We start from the raw sequence: 15,257 nt of genomic DNA, 5'->3' as shown, positions 1-15,257 counted from the left end.
ATGTCGAGAGCACGACGCGTCGCCGCCGCCACCGCCGCCGTCCTGGCGGCCGGTGCGCTGGCGGGGCTCGCGCCACCCGCGTCGGCCGGCGGGTCCGGCCCGCGCGACGTCCACCCGTCCCTACGAGACAACCTGGTCGCCTTCTACGACTTCGACCATCCGGTGCCCGGCGACGCGGCACTCGAACGGGACCAGGGCCGTTCCGGCACCGAGATCGAACTCGTCAACGGCGGCGCCGCCATGCGTGTGGCCGACCGGGCGTACGCCGGAAGCGGCCGCGCCCTGCAGACCCGGCAGGTCGAGCCGACGGTCGCCGGGAACGACGACTGGAAGGCCGGCACCTGGTCGGCCAGCGGTGTGCGGACGCTGCGGGCGTTCAACGCCGTGGCCGGCACCACCGTGATGGGCTGGTTCAAGGCCGGGATGACGGCCCCACGGCCCAACTCCACCACCGCCGACCCGGACGACCTGTTCAACGCCATCGGTCTGGCCGGTGTGCTCACCGGCGACTCCGACGGGCACGGCGTGCGGGCGTTGCTCGAACTCATCGACGTCGAGGGCGAGCTGCGGCTGGTCGCGCTCGGCCGGCGGCTCGACGGCGGCAACTCCCAGACGTTCGCGGCAGCCCAGGACTGGCACACGCTCCTGCCGGTGGGGCAGTGGGTGCACCTCGCCGCCACGTTCGACTTCTCGACCGGCACGATGGCCCTCTACCGCAACGGTCGGCCGCTGGCGGGCTTCTACACCCGCACCGACGACCCCTGGCTGGTCGACGGCCCCGGCCCGCACGTCACCACCGCCTCCGACCCGCGTGGCATCAAGATCGGCGGCAGCTACCCACAGGACACCCGCGAGCAGAACCCGTGCGACTGCCGCATGGACTCGCTGATGTTCCTCGACCGCGCGCTGTCCGCGCGTGACGTCGAGCGGCAGTACCGGCACATGACCCGCGGGCGCTGACCCGTACCACCTCCCGTTCCCGAGAATGGAGTGACCGTGCGCATCTCCACCCGTGGCCTGCGCAGACCGGTGACCACCGCTCTGCTCGCGACCGCCGCGCTCACGCTGTCGCTGGTGGCCGCGCCACCCGCCCAGGCCGCCGACGCGATCTACGACCCGATCCCGGAGGCCCAGACCCAGAGCCGTCTCGGGCTCGTCCTCACCGAGTACGCCTCGTTCCCGAAGTCCGAGCCGACGCCGGCCCCGACCGACGCCCGCCTCATGCGGCACGCCCGGATCAACACGATCATGGAGATCCCCGACGGCTCCGGCCGCCGGGCCGTGCCCGACCTCAACGGCAAGCTGTACGTCGTCGAGAACGGCGTGCCACACGTCTACCTCGACGTCGCCGCGACGTTCGCCCCGAAGTTCTTCTCCGGCCGTGGTCTCGGGCAGGGCTTCGGCTACGTCGCCTTCCACCCCGACTTCAAGCGCACCGGCAAGTTCTACACCGTCCACACCGAACAGGCGTCCCTCGCCACCGAGCAGCCGGACTGGTCGCAGGACGGCACCATCTACCACGGCATCATCACCGAGTGGACGGCCAGCGACCCCGCCGCCGACACGTTCGCCGGCACCCGGCGCGAGGTGCTCCGCATCGGCTTCGGCGGCCAGGTCCACGGCATCCAGGAGATCAACTTCAACCCGACGGCGAAGAGGCACGACCCGGACTACGGGATGCTCTACATCGCCGCCGGTGACGGTGGTCTGGGCGTACGCAACGGCGACCCGCAGAACCTCGCCCTGCCGCACGGCAAGCTGCTGCGGATCGACCCGCTCGGCACGAACGCCGCGAGCCGGCGGTACGGCATCCCGCCGTCGAACCCCTTCGTGGGCCGGCCCGGGGCGCTCGGCGAGATCTACGCCGTCGGGTTCCGCGACCCGCACCGGTTCAGCTGGGACCGGCAGACCGGGAAGATGTACCTCGGCCACATCGGCGAGCACGCCATCGAGGCGATCTACGAGGTGCGGGCGGGCGACAACTTCGGCTGGAGCGAGCGCGAGGGCAGGTTCGTCTTCGACAAGGCGTCGACCGCGCCCTGCGACAAGCTCTTCCCGCTGCCCGCCGACGACGCGCGCTACGGCTACACCTACCCCGTGGCCGCGTACGACCACGACCCGGCGCCGGGCTGGAACTGCACCTCCGACGTCGGGGTGGCAGTGGCGGGTGGCTTCGTCTACCGGGGTCGGGACGTGCCGGCCCTGCGCGGCAAGTACGTCTTCGGCGACCTGGTCGACGGCCGGGTCCTCTACACCGAGACCAGTCAGATGCGGCGCGGCGCGGAGCGGGCGCCGATCCACCGGCTGGCGCTCTTCGACGCGACCGGCACCCCCGTCCGGATGCAGGATCTCTCCGGCCCGGGCGCCCCGGGCGACCCGAACCGGGTCGACCTGCGCTTCGGCACCGACGCCCAGGGCGAGCTGTACCTGTTGGCCAAGGCGAACGGGAAGATCTGGAAGGTGACCGGCACCCGCGAGTTCGCCAGCGCGAAGCCCGGCGACACCCGGGTCCGGGACACGATGCGGCCGACCAACTGGGCGCCGGTCACCCCGTCGAAGTGGCAGTTCACCGGTGACGAGGTCATCCTCGCCGAGGCGGGCGTGCAGCGTCCCGGCCCGCGCCGACCGTTCGAGTACGCCGTGCTCACGGCCGGGCCGGAGTTCGGGGCCGTGGACGTCACCGCCCAGGTGCGGCTCGACACCCCCGTCGAGGTGACCAACCGGGACGTGATCATCGTATTCGGCTACCGCTCGGACACGGAGTTCTACTACGCCCACCTGTCCACGGACAACACGATCCTGCCGCACAACGGAATCTTCAAGGTCAACAACGCGGACCGGGAGAGGATCGACTACCAGTGGAACGGGCGGTCGCGCGGCGCCGCACCGGCCATCGTGGACGCGGACTGGCACACCGTCCGGGTCCGGCACCTGCCGGCGACCGGGGAGATCGCGGTCTACGTCGACGGGGCCAAGGATCCGCTCATGACCGCCCGCGACACCACATTCGGCTCGGGCCGGGTGGGCTTCGGCTCGTTCGACAACGTGGGCCGGCTGCGTGACCTCACGGTGCGCGGCACCCCGGTGGCCTGATCCCGGGCCGGGGAGCGGCGGCCACGGGGCCGCCGCTCCCCGGCGCCGCTTCGCCGGGCCGTCGGACCCAAGCCGGGGCGTTCAGGCGGGCCGGCGGGGGGTGCTGGCCCGGACCACCACCTCGCCGCCGACCCGGCGCAGTCGGGGGCGCTCGACGTCGTCGTCCAACGCCAGGCGTACGGCCAGCGCGCCGATCTCCTCGAGCGGAATCCGCACTGTTGTCAGCCCGGGGCTCACGTCGCGCAGGGTCGCGATGTCGTCGAACCCGGCGACGGCCATGCCGGCGGGCAGCTCGACGCCGCGGTCGCGCAACGCGGCCATGGCGCCCACCGCCATGACGTCGTTGACCGCGAAGACGCAGGTGACGTCGGGCTGGCGGTCGAGCAGTCGTCGCATGGCCTCGTAGCCACCGTCGCGGGTGAACGGCCCGGGCACCACGTGCTCCGCCGCGAGCCGCCCACCGCGCTGCGCCACCGCGTCCCGGAAGCCGGCCACCCGCTCGCTGGCGGTCAGCAGGTCGGGAGGCCCGGACAGCACCGCGAACCGTCGGTGCCCGAGGTCGTGCAGGGCGTGGCCGAGGTCGCGCGCGCCGGCCTGGTTGTCGATCGAGACGGTGTCCACGGGCAGTCGCGGCTGGCTGACGGCCACCGCCCGGCCACCCTCGGCCTCGAACGCGGCCAGCTCCTCGGCGAGCTGGTCGGTGGCCGCGCGGTCGTCGGTGCGGCTGCCCACCACGATCACCACGCTGGCCCAGTGACGCCGGAACGCGCCCACGTAGTCGGTCTCCGCTCCGGGCCGGCGCTCGGTGCTCGCCATGGTGACCAGCAGGCCGTGCGCCGCGGCCTCGCGCATCACGCCGGCCGCGACGGCCGAGAAGTACGGGTCGGCGATGTCGTGCAGGGAGAGGCCGACGATGTTGGTCCGCCCCCGGGCCATGGCCTGCGCGTGGGCGTTGGGGGAGTAGCGCAGCTCGGCGGCGGCGCGCAGCACCCGTTCACGCAGCTTCTCGCCGACGACCCGGTTGGGGCTGCCGTTGAGCGCGCGGGAGGCGGTGGCCAGCGAGACGCCGGCGCGGCGTGCCACGTCGTGCAGGGTGACGGAACCGGTCACGACACCGTCCTTCCCGGACGCGGGTGGAAACCGTTTGCCGCCAGCGTAGGAAGCCGCCGATCACGGCGTCAAACCCCGTACCGGCCCGATGACCTGCGCCTCCGCCGGCCGGCGGACCGGCCCCGCCGTCGGGCGACCGACCGCTGTGGACAGGGCTTGCACCCGTGCGGCGCTCTGGCCTACCGTTCCCGGTAAGCGCTTTCCAAGGGGAGGTCCGTCGATGGCCGGTCGCAAACTCGGTGTGGTGATGAACGGGGTGACCGGCCGCATGGGCTACCGGCAGCACCTCTTGCGGTCCGTCCTCGCCATCCGCGAACAGGGCGGCGTGGCGCTGTCCGACGGCTCCCGCGTGCAGCTCGAACCCCTGCTCGTGGGGCGCAACGCCACGAAGCTGCGGGAGATCGCGGAACGGCACGGCCTCGACCGCTGGACCACCGATCTCGACGCCGCGCTCGCCGACGACGACTGTCCCCTCTACTTCGACGCCCAGCTCACGCAGGTCCGCGAGAAGTCGCTGATCAAGGCCATGGACGCCGGCCGGCACATCTACACCGAGAAGCCCAGCGCGGAGTCCCTCACCGGCGCCCTCGAGCTCGCCCGGCACGCCCGCCGGGTCGGGGTGAAGAACGGCGTGGTGCACGACAAGCTCTTCCTGCCCGGCCTGTTGAAGCTCAAGCGGCTCGTCGAGGGCGGGTTCTTCGGCCGCATCCTGTCGGTGCGTGGCGAGTTCGGCTACTGGGTCTTCGAGGGCGACTGGCAGCCGGCCCAGCGGCCGAGCTGGAACTACCGGGCACAGGACGGCGGCGGCATCGCGCTGGACATGTTCCCGCACTGGAACTACGTGCTGGAGAACCTCTTCGGTCACGTCCGCGCCGTCACGGCGCGCGTCGTCACCCACATCCCGCACCGCTGGGACGAGCAGGGCACGCGCTACGACGCGACCGCCGACGACGCGGCGTACGCCATCTTCGAGCTCGACGGCGGCGTCGTCGCCCAGGTCAACTCGTCCTGGGCCGTGCGTGTGAACCGCGATGAGCTGGTGGAGTTCCAGGTCGACGGCACCGACGGCAGCGCCGTGGCGGGGCTGCACCACTGCCGGGTGCAGCACCGGGCCGCCACGCCGAAACCGGTCTGGAACCCGGACCTCGTGGAGACCCAGCGGTTCCGCGACCAGTGGCAGGAGGTGCCCGACAACGGCGTCTTCGACAACGGCTTCAAGGCCCAGTGGGAGCAGTTCGTCCGGCACGTCGTGGAGGACGCGCCGAACCCGTACGACCTGCTCTCCGGCGCGCGCGGCGTGCAACTCGCCGACGCTGGCCTGCGCTCGTCGCGGGAGGGCCGCCGCATCGAGTTGCCGGAGCTGACGGCGTGAGCGCGACCGTGCGCCTGCCCCGCCCCGACGGTTCGCTGGAGGAGCGACGGCTCGCCGAGCCGGCCCGGTGGGAGCGGCCCTCCGCACCGCTCACCGCCCGCGTCGCCTTCGCGGCGGCGCACGTGGTGGCCGACCCGCTCGGCGACAACACGCCCGGCGCGCCCGCCGCCGTCGACTGGGAGTCCACCCTGGCGTTCCGCCGGCACCTGTGGTCGTACGGCCTCGGGGTGGCCGAGGCGATGGACACCGCGCAGCGCGGCATGGGCCTCGACTGGGCCACCACCCGGGAACTGATCGACCGCAGCGCCGCGGCCGCGCGCGAGGTGGGCGGCCGGATCGCGGCCGGCGCCGGCACCGACCACGCCCCGGCCGACCTCGGTTCCCTCGACGACGTGACGGCCGCGTACGCCGAGCAGATCGAGGTCGTGGAGGCCAGCGGCGCGCAGGTGATCCTCATGGCCAGCCGCCAACTGGCCCGGCTCGCCCGCGGGCCCGAGGACTATGCGAAGGTCTACGGCGCCCTGCTCGACCAGGTCTCCCGGCCGGTGATCCTGCACTGGCTCGGCCCCATGTTCGACCCGGCCCTGCACGGCTACTGGGGCTCGCCGGACGTCCCGGCCGCCACCGCCGCGTTCCTGGACCTCGTCGGGCGGCACGCCGCCAAGGTGGACGGGGTGAAGGTGTCCCTGCTCGACGCCGAGCACGAACGGGGGCTGCGGGCCGCCCTGCCGGCCGGCGTACGCCTCTACACCGGCGACGACTTCCACTACCCGGAGCTGATCCGCGGCGACGGCACCCACCACAGCGACGCCCTGCTCGGTGTGTTCGCCGCGATCGCGCCGGCCGCGTCGGCCGCTCTCCAGGCCCTCGACGCCGGCGACCTGACCCGGTACGACGCGGCCCTCGCGCCCACCCTGCCGCTCGCCCGGCACGTCTTCGCGACGCCGACCTGGTACTACAAGACCGGCATCGCCTTCCTCGCCTGGCTCGGCGGCCACCAGCCCGGCTTCACGATGGTCGGTGGCCTCCAGAGCGCCCGGTCCGTCGTTCACCTCGCCGAGCTGGCCCGGCTCGCCGACGACGCCCGGCTGCTGCCCGATCCCGACCTCGCGGCCGCGCGGCTGCGGGCGTTCCTCGACGTGGCGGGAGTGCCCCGATGACCGGGGTGTGGGCGTCCACGGTGGACGCCCTCGACGTCCCCTCGGGCCGGCCGGCGGCCGTGCCGACGCCGGCGCCGGGCGATCCCCGGCTGGGCCGGCTGTCGCTCAACCAGCGCACGACCGACCGGTGGTCGGTCGCCGAGGCCGTGGCCGGCTGCGTACGGGCCGGCCTGCCGGCCATCGGCCTGTGGCGCGAGCCCGTCCAGGCGATCGGCGTGCCCGCCGCGGCCCGCCTCGTGGCCGACGCCGGGCTGCGGGTCTCCTCGCTGTGCCGGGGCGGGTTCCTCACCGCCGCCGATCCGGGCGCTCGCCGCCGGGCGCTCGACGACAACCGCCGCGCCGTCGACGAGGCCGCCGAGCTGGGCGCGGCCTGCCTCGTCATGGTGGTCGGCGGGCTGCCCGAGGGATCCCGGGACCTCGCGGGCGCCCGGGAACGCATGGCGGAGGGCATCGCCGAGCTGGCGCCGTACGCGGGACGGCACGGCGTCCGGCTGGCCCTGGAGCCCATGCACCCGATCTTCTGCGCCGACCGCGGGGTGCTCTCCACGCTGGGCCAGGCGCTCGACCTCGCCGAGCGGTTCCCCGCCGAGCAGGTGGGTGTCGTGGTGGACACGTTCCACGTCTGGTGGGATCCGGACGTGCTGGCCCAGATCCGCCGGGCGTCCGGCCGGATCGCGAGCTTCCAGGTCTGCGACTGGATCACGCCGCTGCCACCGGACGCCCTGCTCTCGCGCGGCATGATGGGCGACGGCCACATCGACTTCCCGCTGCTGCGCCGCGCCGTCGAGGCGGCCGGCTACGACGGCGACGTCGAGGTGGAGATCTTCAACGCCGACGTGTGGGCGGCCGACCCCGACGCCGTCGTCGCCACGCTGGCCCGCCGCTACGTGGCGCACGTCCTGCCCGACGGGCCGGACTGACCGGCGGCGCGGGCCGGGCCGCCGGTCACAGCACCTCGGCGAGGAACCGGCGCAGCCGCGGGTGTTCCGCCGCCTCGAAGATCGCGGCCGGCGCGCCGGACTCCAGCACCACGCCGCGGTCCATGAAGGCCACCGTGTCGGCGACCTCGCGGGCGAAACCCATCTCGTGGGTGACCACCACCATGGTCATCCCGCCGGCCGCGAGGTCGGCCATCACCGCGAGCACGCCCTTGACCAGCTCGGGGTCGAGCGCGCTGGTGGCCTCGTCGAACAGCATCACCTGCGGCCGCATGGCCAGGGCCCGGGCGATGGCGACCCGCTGCTGCTGCCCGCCGGACAGGTGCGCGGGCCGGGCGTCCGCCTTGCCGGCCAGCCCCACGAGGTCCAGCTGGGCGCGGGCGACCGCCACCGCCTCGTCCTCGGTCAGCCGCCGGATCCGCCGCAGCGCGAGGGTGACGTTGCGCAGCACGCTCATGTGCGGAAACAGGTTGAACTGCTGGAACACCATGCCGACCCGCTGGCGCAGGGCGTCCGGGTCGTCCCGCAGCACGCTGCGCCCGTCGAGCAGCACGTCGCCGCGGTCCGGTTCGAGAAGCCGGTTGATGGTGCGCAGCAGGGTGGACTTGCCGGAGCCGGACGGCCCGATGACGCAGGCCGTCTCGCCCCGGGCCACGTCCAGATCGACCCCGCGGAGCACCCGGTTGGCGCCGAAGGCCAGGTGGACGTCGCGGAGGCCGAGGCTCACCGAGGTGCTGGTGTCGACGCTCATCGCTGGTTCCCTCCCGCCGCGCCCGGCAGCGCCAGGTCGGCGTCCTCGATCTCGTCGGCCGGCTCGCCGGCGGGCCGGCCGTGCCGCAGCCGGCGGTCGATGGCGTTCACCACGTGGGTCAGCGGCACGGTCAGCGCCAGGTAGAACAGCCCGGCCAGCAGCAGCGCCGACTCGTTGCCCGTGGTGGCCGCGTAGTCCTGCCCGATCCGGAACAGCTCCCGCTGGCTCGCCACGAGCCCGAGGAAGTAGACCAGGCTGGAGTCCTTGATGAGCGCGATGAGCTGGTTGACCCAGGCCGGCAGGACGCGGCGTACGCCCTGCGGGATGATCACCACTCGCATCGCCTCACCCCAGGAGAAGCCGAGGGCGCGGGCGCCCTCCATCTGGGCCGCCTCCACCGACTGGATGCCCGAGCGGAAGATCTCCCCGATGTAGGCGGCGGCGATCAGCGAGAGCGCGAGGATGCCCAGCGGGTACGGGTCGGGGCCCCACACCCGCATGCCGAGCGGCGCGAGGCCCACGCCGATCAGCAGGATCGTGGCGGCGGCCGGCAGACCGCGGAACACGTCCGTGTAGACCCGCGCCGGCCAGCGCAGCCACCGGCTGCGGGAGATGCCGGCCACCGCCAGGAGCATGCCGAGCACCGAGCCGAGCAGCGCGGCGGAGACCGCCAGGATCAGCGTGTTGGGCAGCCCGACGGTCAGCATCTCGGGCAGCGCCTCGCGCATCGAGTCCCAGTCGAAGAAGGTCTCCCACAGGGTGCGCAACGGATCCATCTGTCTCGCCTCCTACCGCACTGCTCGCTCGTGGACCCGTACCGTCAGGACGCGGCCGACGCCGACGCGGCCGGCGCCGACGGGACCGCCACCGTGCCGCTGCCCGGCTTGAAGTCCGCCGGGATCGGTCGGCCCGGGTAGTACTGCGCCTGCAACCGGCTCCACGTGCCGTCGGCGATGACCTCGTCCAGTCCCTTGTCCAGCGCCTCGCGCAACGCGTCGTTCCCCTTCGCCACCGCGTACGCCGTCGGCGCGGGACTGAGCAGCTTCGCGGCCACGGTGATCTTGCCGCCGCTGTCCGCGGCCGACGTCTCGCCGATCTCGGCCGGTGCGATCCACGCGTCCGCGGTGCCGGCCTTGAGCTGGTTGATCGCGCCGTTGTAGTCCGGCACCCGGACCGGGTTCAGCCCCTTGCCGGTGGCGTAGTCGTCCTGGACGGTGCCCTGCACGACGACGACCCGCTTGCCGGTGAGCTCGTCGAAGCTCCGGATCGGCGAGCCGGCGGGGACGTCGAGTCCGAAGTAGCCGAAGTCGTAGCCGTTGCCGAAGTCGACGGTCTTCTTGCGCGCCTCGGTGATGGTGATCGAGGAGCTGCCGACGTCGAACTTGCGGTTGTTGACCTGGGAGAGCAGGGCGGAGAAGTCGGTGCCCACGAACTCCACTTTCAGGCCGGCCTTGCCGGCGACCGCGCGGAGCAGGTCGTTGTCGAAGCCGGTGAACTCACCGTCCTTCAGGTACACGTTCGGCGGGGCGTCGGTCAGCGTGCCGGCGCGCAGCACGCCGGGCTGGAGCAGGTGGTAGGGGTTGTCGGCCGCGTTCGACGACGCGTCGCCGCCGCAGGCGGTGAGGGTGGCGGCGCCGACGAACAGGGCCGCGCCGAGAGCGGCCACCCGGGTCAGGGCAGGAAGGAATCGCACAGGTGTCTCCGGAGTCTTCGCGACGGCGGCGCGCGGGCGCACGCCACCGACGGTGCGCCTCGGGGCGCACCGCTGGACGGATCGGTGGAAAAGGGCGGGAGAGGCCGCGCTCAGCGCGGGGCGCCGGGCCGACAGGCGGCGCTGCAGACCCACATCATGTCGACGTGCCGGCGTCGCGTCAGGGCCGGCGGCGTGGGCCGGTGCGACGACGGGTCGACGAGCGGGGTGGTGTCACGGGACGACATCGGCTCTCCTGGGTCGTTGCTGACCTGGGAACCAGGCCACGCTTGCACCGGAGGTCGCTCCGGTGCCCGGTCCTCACCCGGGGCACCCCACCGCGGAGGAGGGTTGCCGGCCAGCGAGCCGGGGCTTCGCGCTGGCGCTCATGACCTGGGCAGAATCTAGCAGTCCGTGACCGGTTGCCGTCCAGCCGTTATGACCACCCTCACGCGGGCCCGCGGCCCACGGCCCCCGGGTCCGGGCGTAGCGGGCCCGTGGCGGGGTATCCGCCGGGCGCGGTCCGTCCCAGGGAGGTGCGCCGTGACCGACAAGCACGAGCAGGCCGAGCGGATGCGTCCCGAGGTGCCCTCGACCGTCGCGCGCTCGGACGACAAGGCGGTACGGACGTACGAGAAGACGCTCGAGTCCGCCGAGGAGACCTACGGCGACGGCGAGCGGGCCCACCGCACCGCGTACGCCTCGCTGAAGCACACCCACGAGAAGGTCGGCGACCACTGGGAGCCCAAGGAGCGGCCCGGACCCTCCGACCCGCAGGCGGCGCTGGGCACCCCCGCCTCCCGGGACCGCCCGCGCGAGACCGCCCAGGGCGTGGACGCGAACGCGAGCAAGGGCCACCTCGACGAGGTGGCCCGCCGGGTCGGCGTCCCGCATCCGGAGGAGATGGCCAAGGACGACCTGGTCCGGGCGATCGAGAAGGCCAACGCGCGCGCCACGGCCCGCGCCCGGCGACGGCGGTGACGGCACGCCCGGGTCTCGCGAGCGTGACCGCGGTGGGTGATGTCGGCTGACGCGTCATTCGGCGGGGCGCACCTCGCCGTGGCGACCCTCGGCGTGCACGTCCCAGCGCCGGCCGAACGCCGACACCCCGCGCAACCGGATCCGGCCGATCGACTCGGGGAGGTGCGGATCCACGACCAGCCGCCCTCCGACCGGGTGCAGCCCGAGCAGCGTGCGCAGGAACAGCAGCGGCGCCCCGCTGGCCCAGGCCTGCGGGTTGCACGCCGTCGGGTACGGGACGGGCCGGCGGCCGAACGTGCGGTCGTAGCCGGAGAACGCCTCCGGCAGCCGGTGCTCCGAGTAGGAGGACGCCTCCAGCATCGCCTCGACAATCCGGAACGCGTCGTCGTGCCGGCCGTACCGGGCGAGGCCGGCGGCGATGAGGGCGTTGTCGTGCGGCCAGACCGTGCCGAGGTGGTAGCCGATGGGGTTGTAGCCGCGGTCGACGGTGGAGAGCGTGCGTACGCCCCAGCCGGAGAACATCTCCCCGGACATCAGCTGGTCGGCCACCAGCTCCGCGCGCTCCGGCGGCGCGATGCCGCTCCACAGCAGGTGCCCCATGTTCGACGTCATCGAGTCGATCGGCCGTCCGTCGCCGTCCAGGCCGATCGCGTAGTAGCCGCCCCGCTCGGGCACCCAGAAGTCACGGTTGAAGCGCTCCCGCAGGGCCTCCGCCTCGGCGCGCAGCCGGCGCGCCAGCGCCGGGTCCCGCCACGGCCCGTCGGCGAGTTCCGCGATGCGCAGCTTCGCGTCGTACGTGTAGCCCTGCGTCTCGCAGGTGGCGATGGGAAGCGTCGGGATCGTGCCGTCGGCGAACTGCACGCCGTCGCCCGAGTCGCGCCAGCACTGGTTGCCCAGCCCCTCCCGGGAGCGGGTGGCGTAGCCGACGTAGCCGCGGCCGTGCAGGTCGCCGAACTCGTCGATCCACCGCAGCGCCGCCTCGGCGTTCGGCCGCAGCTCGCCCACCAGGTCGTCGTCGCCGGTCCACCGCCAGTACTCCGAGAGCAGGACCAGCCAGAGCGGCGTGGTGTCGGCGCCGCCGTAGTAGGGCTGGTAGGGCTTCATCCCGAGCTGTGTCAGCTCACCCGACCGGAACTCGTGGAAGATCTTCCCCGGCTCGCGGTCGGTGAAGTCGTCATGGTCCCGGGCCTGGTGCTTGGCGAGCACGAGAAGCGCGCCGCGGGCCATGTCGGCGCCCAGGGCGATGGTCTGGTAGGCGGTGACCAGCGTGTCCCGCCCGAAGATCGTCATGAACCAGGGGAGCCCGGCCGCGAGCAGGGCCACCGGCTTGCCGCGGATCCGCTTCTCGATGCGCATCGACACGAGGTCGGCCGCGGACTTCCGGTACACGGCGACGAGCCGGTCCGAGCCTGCATGAAGGACCGGCTTCGACGCGAGCCAGCGACTCGACGGGTCCTCGGTGTCCCGCTCGAAGATGTCGCCGAAGCTGCGCGGGACCGGCTCGAAGTCCTCGTCGCCGCAGTGCAGGGGCACCCGCAGCTCGCAGCGCCAGGCCTGGCCGCGGGCCAGCCGCAGCCGCCAGACCAGCGAGTCGCCGTCCACCTCGTGCGCGGCCGGGTCGGCCTGGACGCGGACCATGGCCGAGTAGTTGCCGTTGCGGTACCCGAAGCCGAGCGCGGAGCCGTCCGGCTCGTGATGGCGGACGATCTCCGCCGACCGGTCCCGCCCGGACTCCTTGATCTCGAAGAGGTCCGCGAAGTCGGTGCCGACGGCGAGGCGGAGGCGGAACTCGGCCGGCTCGAGACCGAAGTAGCGCAGCTCGATGCGCTCGTACATGCCGTCGCCCACGAACCGTTGCCGCCGTACCCCCAACCGGTTGGCCGGCAGGTCCGGCAGCGTGGCGTTGGCGAGGAAGAACGCGGCCGAGAACGGGTCGACGGTCCCGGAGCCGAGCACCAGCAGCGGCAGGTCGTCGATGGTGAGTTCCCACCGGTCGAGGAAACGGGTGTCGTCGTGGACCAGGCCGCCGATCGAGCCCTTCGGCACGTCGCCCGCCACGTTGGAGAACATGAACGTGCGGCCCTCCAGCACGCTCACGGCGTCCGGCCCCAGCTCCGGCGGCAGGTCCCGGCAGGCTCCGCTGCTCGTGATCTGTTCCCCGGTGCCGTCCGGCCACGGCTGCGCCGGTGTGCGCCGTCGCCCCGCAGCCGTCACGTACACCCCCCGACGACGAGCCGGACCTGCCGTCACCGTGAGCCTATGCGGCGGCGGGCGGGTGGTGCCGCGCCATCGACGAACACGAGGAGGCAGGTCCAAGGCACCCTCGGGAACGGCGCCTGGATGGGCACGCTCTACCGGGGCCAGACCTTCCTCGTCGAGGGGCCGCGCAGCGGCGGCTACGTCTACGGCTTCGCGTACGGGCACATCAACCGGCGGGGCTGGGTCCAGGACGACTGGTTCTGCTGACCCACCCCGTTCCGCCCCGCGCTGACCCCGTTCCGCCTCCGCGACCCGCCGGCAACCGCGACAGTGGAGACCGGAGGGTCACCGCGGTGACGGCGGGGGGTGCGACGTGGGCGGGCTTCTGCTGCTCGTGGTCCTGGGCAGCACCGTGCTGGTCGGCACCACGCTCGGCGGTCGCTACCGCGTCGCCCCGCCGGTGCTGCTCATCGGCATGGGCGGCCTGCTGGCCCTCCTCCCCCCGCTGTCGCACGTCGTGCTCGAGCCCGAGGTGGTGCTGCTGCTCTTCCTGCCGGCGATCCTCTACCGGGAGGCCCTCACCACGAGCCTGCGCGAGATCCGGGCCAACCTGCTGGTGATCGGGCTGCTCGCGGTGGTGCTCGTGGGGCTCACGATGGTCACCGTGTCGGTGGCCGCCCAGACCCTCGGCGTCAACCCGGCGGCGGCCTGGGTGCTCGGCGCCGTGCTCGCGCCGACCGACGCCGCCGCCGTCTCCGGCCTCGCGAAGCGGATGCCCCGCCGGCTGCTCACCACCCTGCACGCGGAGAGCCTGATCAACGACGGCACCGCGCTGGTGCTGTTCTCGGTCACGGTCGGTCTGCTCGCCGGTGGGGCCGTGCCGAGCGCCCTGGGCCTCACCGGCCAGATCACCCTCTCGTTCGTCGGTGGCATCGCGGCCGGACTGGCCGTCAGCATCCTCGTGGTGTACGTGCGCAAGCGCGTCGACGACCCGATGCGCGAGGGGGCGCTCAGCGTCCTCACGCCCTTCGCGGGTTTCCTGATCGCCGAGGCCATCCACGCCAGCGGCGTGCTCGCGGTGGTGGTGGCCGGTCTGGTCCTGTCCTACGCGGGCCCGCGGGTGATCCGGGCCCGCTCCCGGGTGGTGGCGTTCGCGTTCTGGGACCTCTCCACGTTCCTGATCAACGGCGGGCTGTTCGTGCTGCTCGGGATGCAGATTCCCCGGGCGGTGCGCAGCGTCACCAGCGTCTCGACGGGCCGGGCGCTGGTCATCGCGCTGGTGATCACCCTCGTGGTGGTGGTGACCCGGATGGCCTGGATCTTCGTGGCCACGGTAGGCATCAGGGCGATCGACCGGCGGGAGGTGCAGCGTACGGCCCGGGTGTCGGCGCGGATCCGCACCGTCGCGGGGTGGGCGGGCTTCCGTGGCGCGGTGTCGCTCGCCGCGGCGCTGGCGGTGCCGCTGACGGCCTCGAACGGCCAGCCCGTCCGGGAGCGCGACCTCATCATCTTCTGCACGGCGGTGGCGATCCTGTCGATCATGCTGGTCCAGGGCACCACGCTGCCGCTGGTCGTGCGCTGGGCGGGCCTCATGGGCGATCCGCAGCGCGCCGACGAGGTCCGTCAGGCGCGGGTACGCGCCGGGCAGGCCGGTCTCGCGGCGCTGCCGGACATCGCCGCCGAGGTCGGCGCCGACGACGACGTCATGAGCCGGGTCCGCACCGACTACGAGGCACTCATCGACGACATCCGCGCGGCGGAGCGCGAGGAGGGGGCGCCGCGGGCGCGCGAGATCGAACGTCAGCTGCGGCTCGGCGTCCTCGAACGCAAGCGCCGGGAGATCACCCGCATGCGCGACGCCAACGAGATCGATGACGTCGTGCTGCGCGAGTTGCAGGCGACGATGGACATCGAGGAGCTCCGGCTGCTCGGGCCGACCCCGTCGGACTAGCGCGGGGGCGGA

Annotated in this window: 14 protein-coding genes and 1 riboswitch; of the genes, 8 read left to right on the top strand and 6 right to left on the bottom strand. The window is 73.2% G+C overall.

The window, feature by feature from the left end; translation table 11 throughout:
* On the top strand, positions 1–960 hold the full coding sequence (locus ACSNOA_RS19935) for a LamG-like jellyroll fold domain-containing protein (protein ID WP_436660392.1): 960 nt from the start codon (positions 1–3) through the stop codon (positions 958–960).
* Between the two features lie 36 nt (positions 961–996).
* On the top strand, positions 997–3,093 hold the full coding sequence (locus tag ACSNOA_RS19930) for a PQQ-dependent sugar dehydrogenase (protein ID WP_436660391.1): 2,097 nt from the start codon (positions 997–999) through the stop codon (positions 3,091–3,093).
* Between the two features lie 81 nt (positions 3,094–3,174).
* Here the strand turns inward: ACSNOA_RS19930 and ACSNOA_RS19925 are convergent, their stop codons facing one another.
* Positions 3,175–4,203 carry a LacI family DNA-binding transcriptional regulator gene (locus ACSNOA_RS19925; protein ID WP_436660389.1) on the bottom strand — a complete coding sequence of 343 codons (1,029 nt, stop codon included), beginning with the start codon at positions 4,201–4,203 and terminating at the stop codon, positions 3,175–3,177.
* A gap of 220 nt (positions 4,204–4,423) precedes the next feature.
* Between ACSNOA_RS19925 and ACSNOA_RS19920 the strand changes: the two genes are divergently transcribed.
* The 3 genes from ACSNOA_RS19920 to ACSNOA_RS19910 are packed head-to-tail and all read left to right on the top strand — an operon-like array spanning position 4,424 to position 7,655.
* A complete protein-coding gene (locus ACSNOA_RS19920; RefSeq protein ID WP_436660388.1) occupies positions 4,424–5,575 on the top strand; it encodes a Gfo/Idh/MocA family protein in 1,152 nt (383 codons plus the stop codon).
* Entirely contained in the window at positions 5,572–6,735 is a 1,164-nt protein-coding gene (locus ACSNOA_RS19915) for a dihydrodipicolinate synthase family protein (protein WP_436660386.1), read from the top strand. Before ACSNOA_RS19920 ends, ACSNOA_RS19915 begins: the two co-directional genes overlap by 4 nt.
* A complete protein-coding gene (locus ACSNOA_RS19910; RefSeq protein WP_436660384.1) occupies positions 6,732–7,655 on the top strand; it encodes a sugar phosphate isomerase/epimerase family protein in 924 nt (307 codons plus the stop codon). Before ACSNOA_RS19915 ends, ACSNOA_RS19910 begins: the two co-directional genes overlap by 4 nt.
* A 25-nt stretch (positions 7,656–7,680) precedes the next feature.
* Here ACSNOA_RS19910 and ACSNOA_RS19905 read toward each other — a convergent pair whose 3' ends face one another.
* The 4 genes from ACSNOA_RS19905 to ACSNOA_RS19890 all read right to left on the bottom strand — a co-directional run bounded on the left by ACSNOA_RS19905 (position 7,681) and on the right by ACSNOA_RS19890 (position 10,362).
* On the bottom strand, positions 7,681–8,424 hold the full coding sequence (locus tag ACSNOA_RS19905) for an amino acid ABC transporter ATP-binding protein (RefSeq protein WP_436660382.1): 744 nt from the start codon (positions 8,422–8,424) through the stop codon (positions 7,681–7,683).
* On the bottom strand, positions 8,421–9,200 hold the full coding sequence (locus tag ACSNOA_RS19900) for an amino acid ABC transporter permease (protein ID WP_436660380.1): 780 nt from the start codon (positions 9,198–9,200) through the stop codon (positions 8,421–8,423). The genes ACSNOA_RS19905 and ACSNOA_RS19900 overlap by 4 nt, the downstream gene beginning before the upstream one ends.
* Positions 9,201–9,244: 44 nt before the next feature.
* A complete protein-coding gene (locus tag ACSNOA_RS19895; RefSeq protein ID WP_436660379.1) occupies positions 9,245–10,117 on the bottom strand; it encodes an ABC transporter substrate-binding protein in 873 nt (290 codons plus the stop codon).
* Between the two features lie 110 nt (positions 10,118–10,227).
* A complete protein-coding gene (locus ACSNOA_RS19890) occupies positions 10,228–10,362 on the bottom strand; it encodes a hypothetical protein (protein ID WP_436660377.1) in 135 nt (44 codons plus the stop codon).
* 33 nt (positions 10,363–10,395) lie between these two features.
* Positions 10,396–10,508: riboswitch (SAM riboswitch) on the bottom strand.
* Positions 10,509–10,687: 179 nt separating this feature from the next.
* Here ACSNOA_RS19890 and ACSNOA_RS19885 point away from each other — a divergent pair.
* Positions 10,688–11,095, top strand: a complete 408-nt coding sequence (locus ACSNOA_RS19885) for a ChaB family protein (RefSeq protein ID WP_436662384.1) — start codon at positions 10,688–10,690, stop codon at positions 11,093–11,095.
* Between the two features lie 54 nt (positions 11,096–11,149).
* Here ACSNOA_RS19885 and ACSNOA_RS19880 read toward each other — a convergent pair whose 3' ends face one another.
* Entirely contained in the window at positions 11,150–13,309 is a 2,160-nt protein-coding gene (locus tag ACSNOA_RS19880; RefSeq protein WP_436660375.1) for an amylo-alpha-1,6-glucosidase, read from the bottom strand.
* A gap of 126 nt (positions 13,310–13,435) precedes the next feature.
* Between ACSNOA_RS19880 and ACSNOA_RS19875 the strand changes: the two genes are divergently transcribed.
* Both ACSNOA_RS19875 and ACSNOA_RS19870 read left to right on the top strand, forming a co-directional pair.
* Complete coding sequence (locus tag ACSNOA_RS19875) at positions 13,436–13,561, top strand: hypothetical protein (protein ID WP_436660373.1); 126 nt, start codon at positions 13,436–13,438, stop codon at positions 13,559–13,561.
* A gap of 106 nt (positions 13,562–13,667) precedes the next feature.
* On the top strand, positions 13,668–15,245 hold the full coding sequence (locus tag ACSNOA_RS19870; protein ID WP_436660372.1) for a Na+/H+ antiporter: 1,578 nt from the start codon (positions 13,668–13,670) through the stop codon (positions 15,243–15,245).
* Positions 15,246–15,257 lie beyond the last annotated feature (12 nt).

Source organism: Micromonospora sp. URMC 103 (assembly GCF_051386435.1).
Classification (GTDB): Bacteria; Actinomycetota; Actinomycetes; order Mycobacteriales; family Micromonosporaceae; genus Micromonospora.
The sequence above is the reverse complement of the archived record's forward strand: the minus strand, read 5'-3'. Positions and strand labels throughout refer to the sequence as shown.

Bases quoted from the DNA above. Each gene is read 5' to 3' on its own strand.
- ACSNOA_RS19885 (WP_436662384.1), top strand. From the start codon at position 10,688: ATGCGTCCCGAGGTGCCCTCGACCGTCGCGCGCTCGGACGACAAGGCG.
- ACSNOA_RS19905 (WP_436660382.1), bottom strand. From the start codon at position 8,424: ATGAGCGTCGACACCAGCACCTCGGTGAGCCTCGGCCTCCGCGACGTC.
- ACSNOA_RS19935 (WP_436660392.1), top strand. From the start codon at position 1: ATGTCGAGAGCACGACGCGTCGCCGCCGCCACCGCCGCCGTCCTGGCG.
- ACSNOA_RS19920 (WP_436660388.1), top strand. From the start codon at position 4,424: ATGGCCGGTCGCAAACTCGGTGTGGTGATGAACGGGGTGACCGGCCGC.
- ACSNOA_RS19875 (WP_436660373.1), top strand. From the start codon at position 13,436: ATGGGCACGCTCTACCGGGGCCAGACCTTCCTCGTCGAGGGGCCGCGC.
- ACSNOA_RS19900 (WP_436660380.1), bottom strand. From the start codon at position 9,200: ATGGATCCGTTGCGCACCCTGTGGGAGACCTTCTTCGACTGGGACTCG.
- ACSNOA_RS19890 (WP_436660377.1), bottom strand. From the start codon at position 10,362: ATGTCGTCCCGTGACACCACCCCGCTCGTCGACCCGTCGTCGCACCGG.
- ACSNOA_RS19910 (WP_436660384.1), top strand. From the start codon at position 6,732: ATGACCGGGGTGTGGGCGTCCACGGTGGACGCCCTCGACGTCCCCTCG.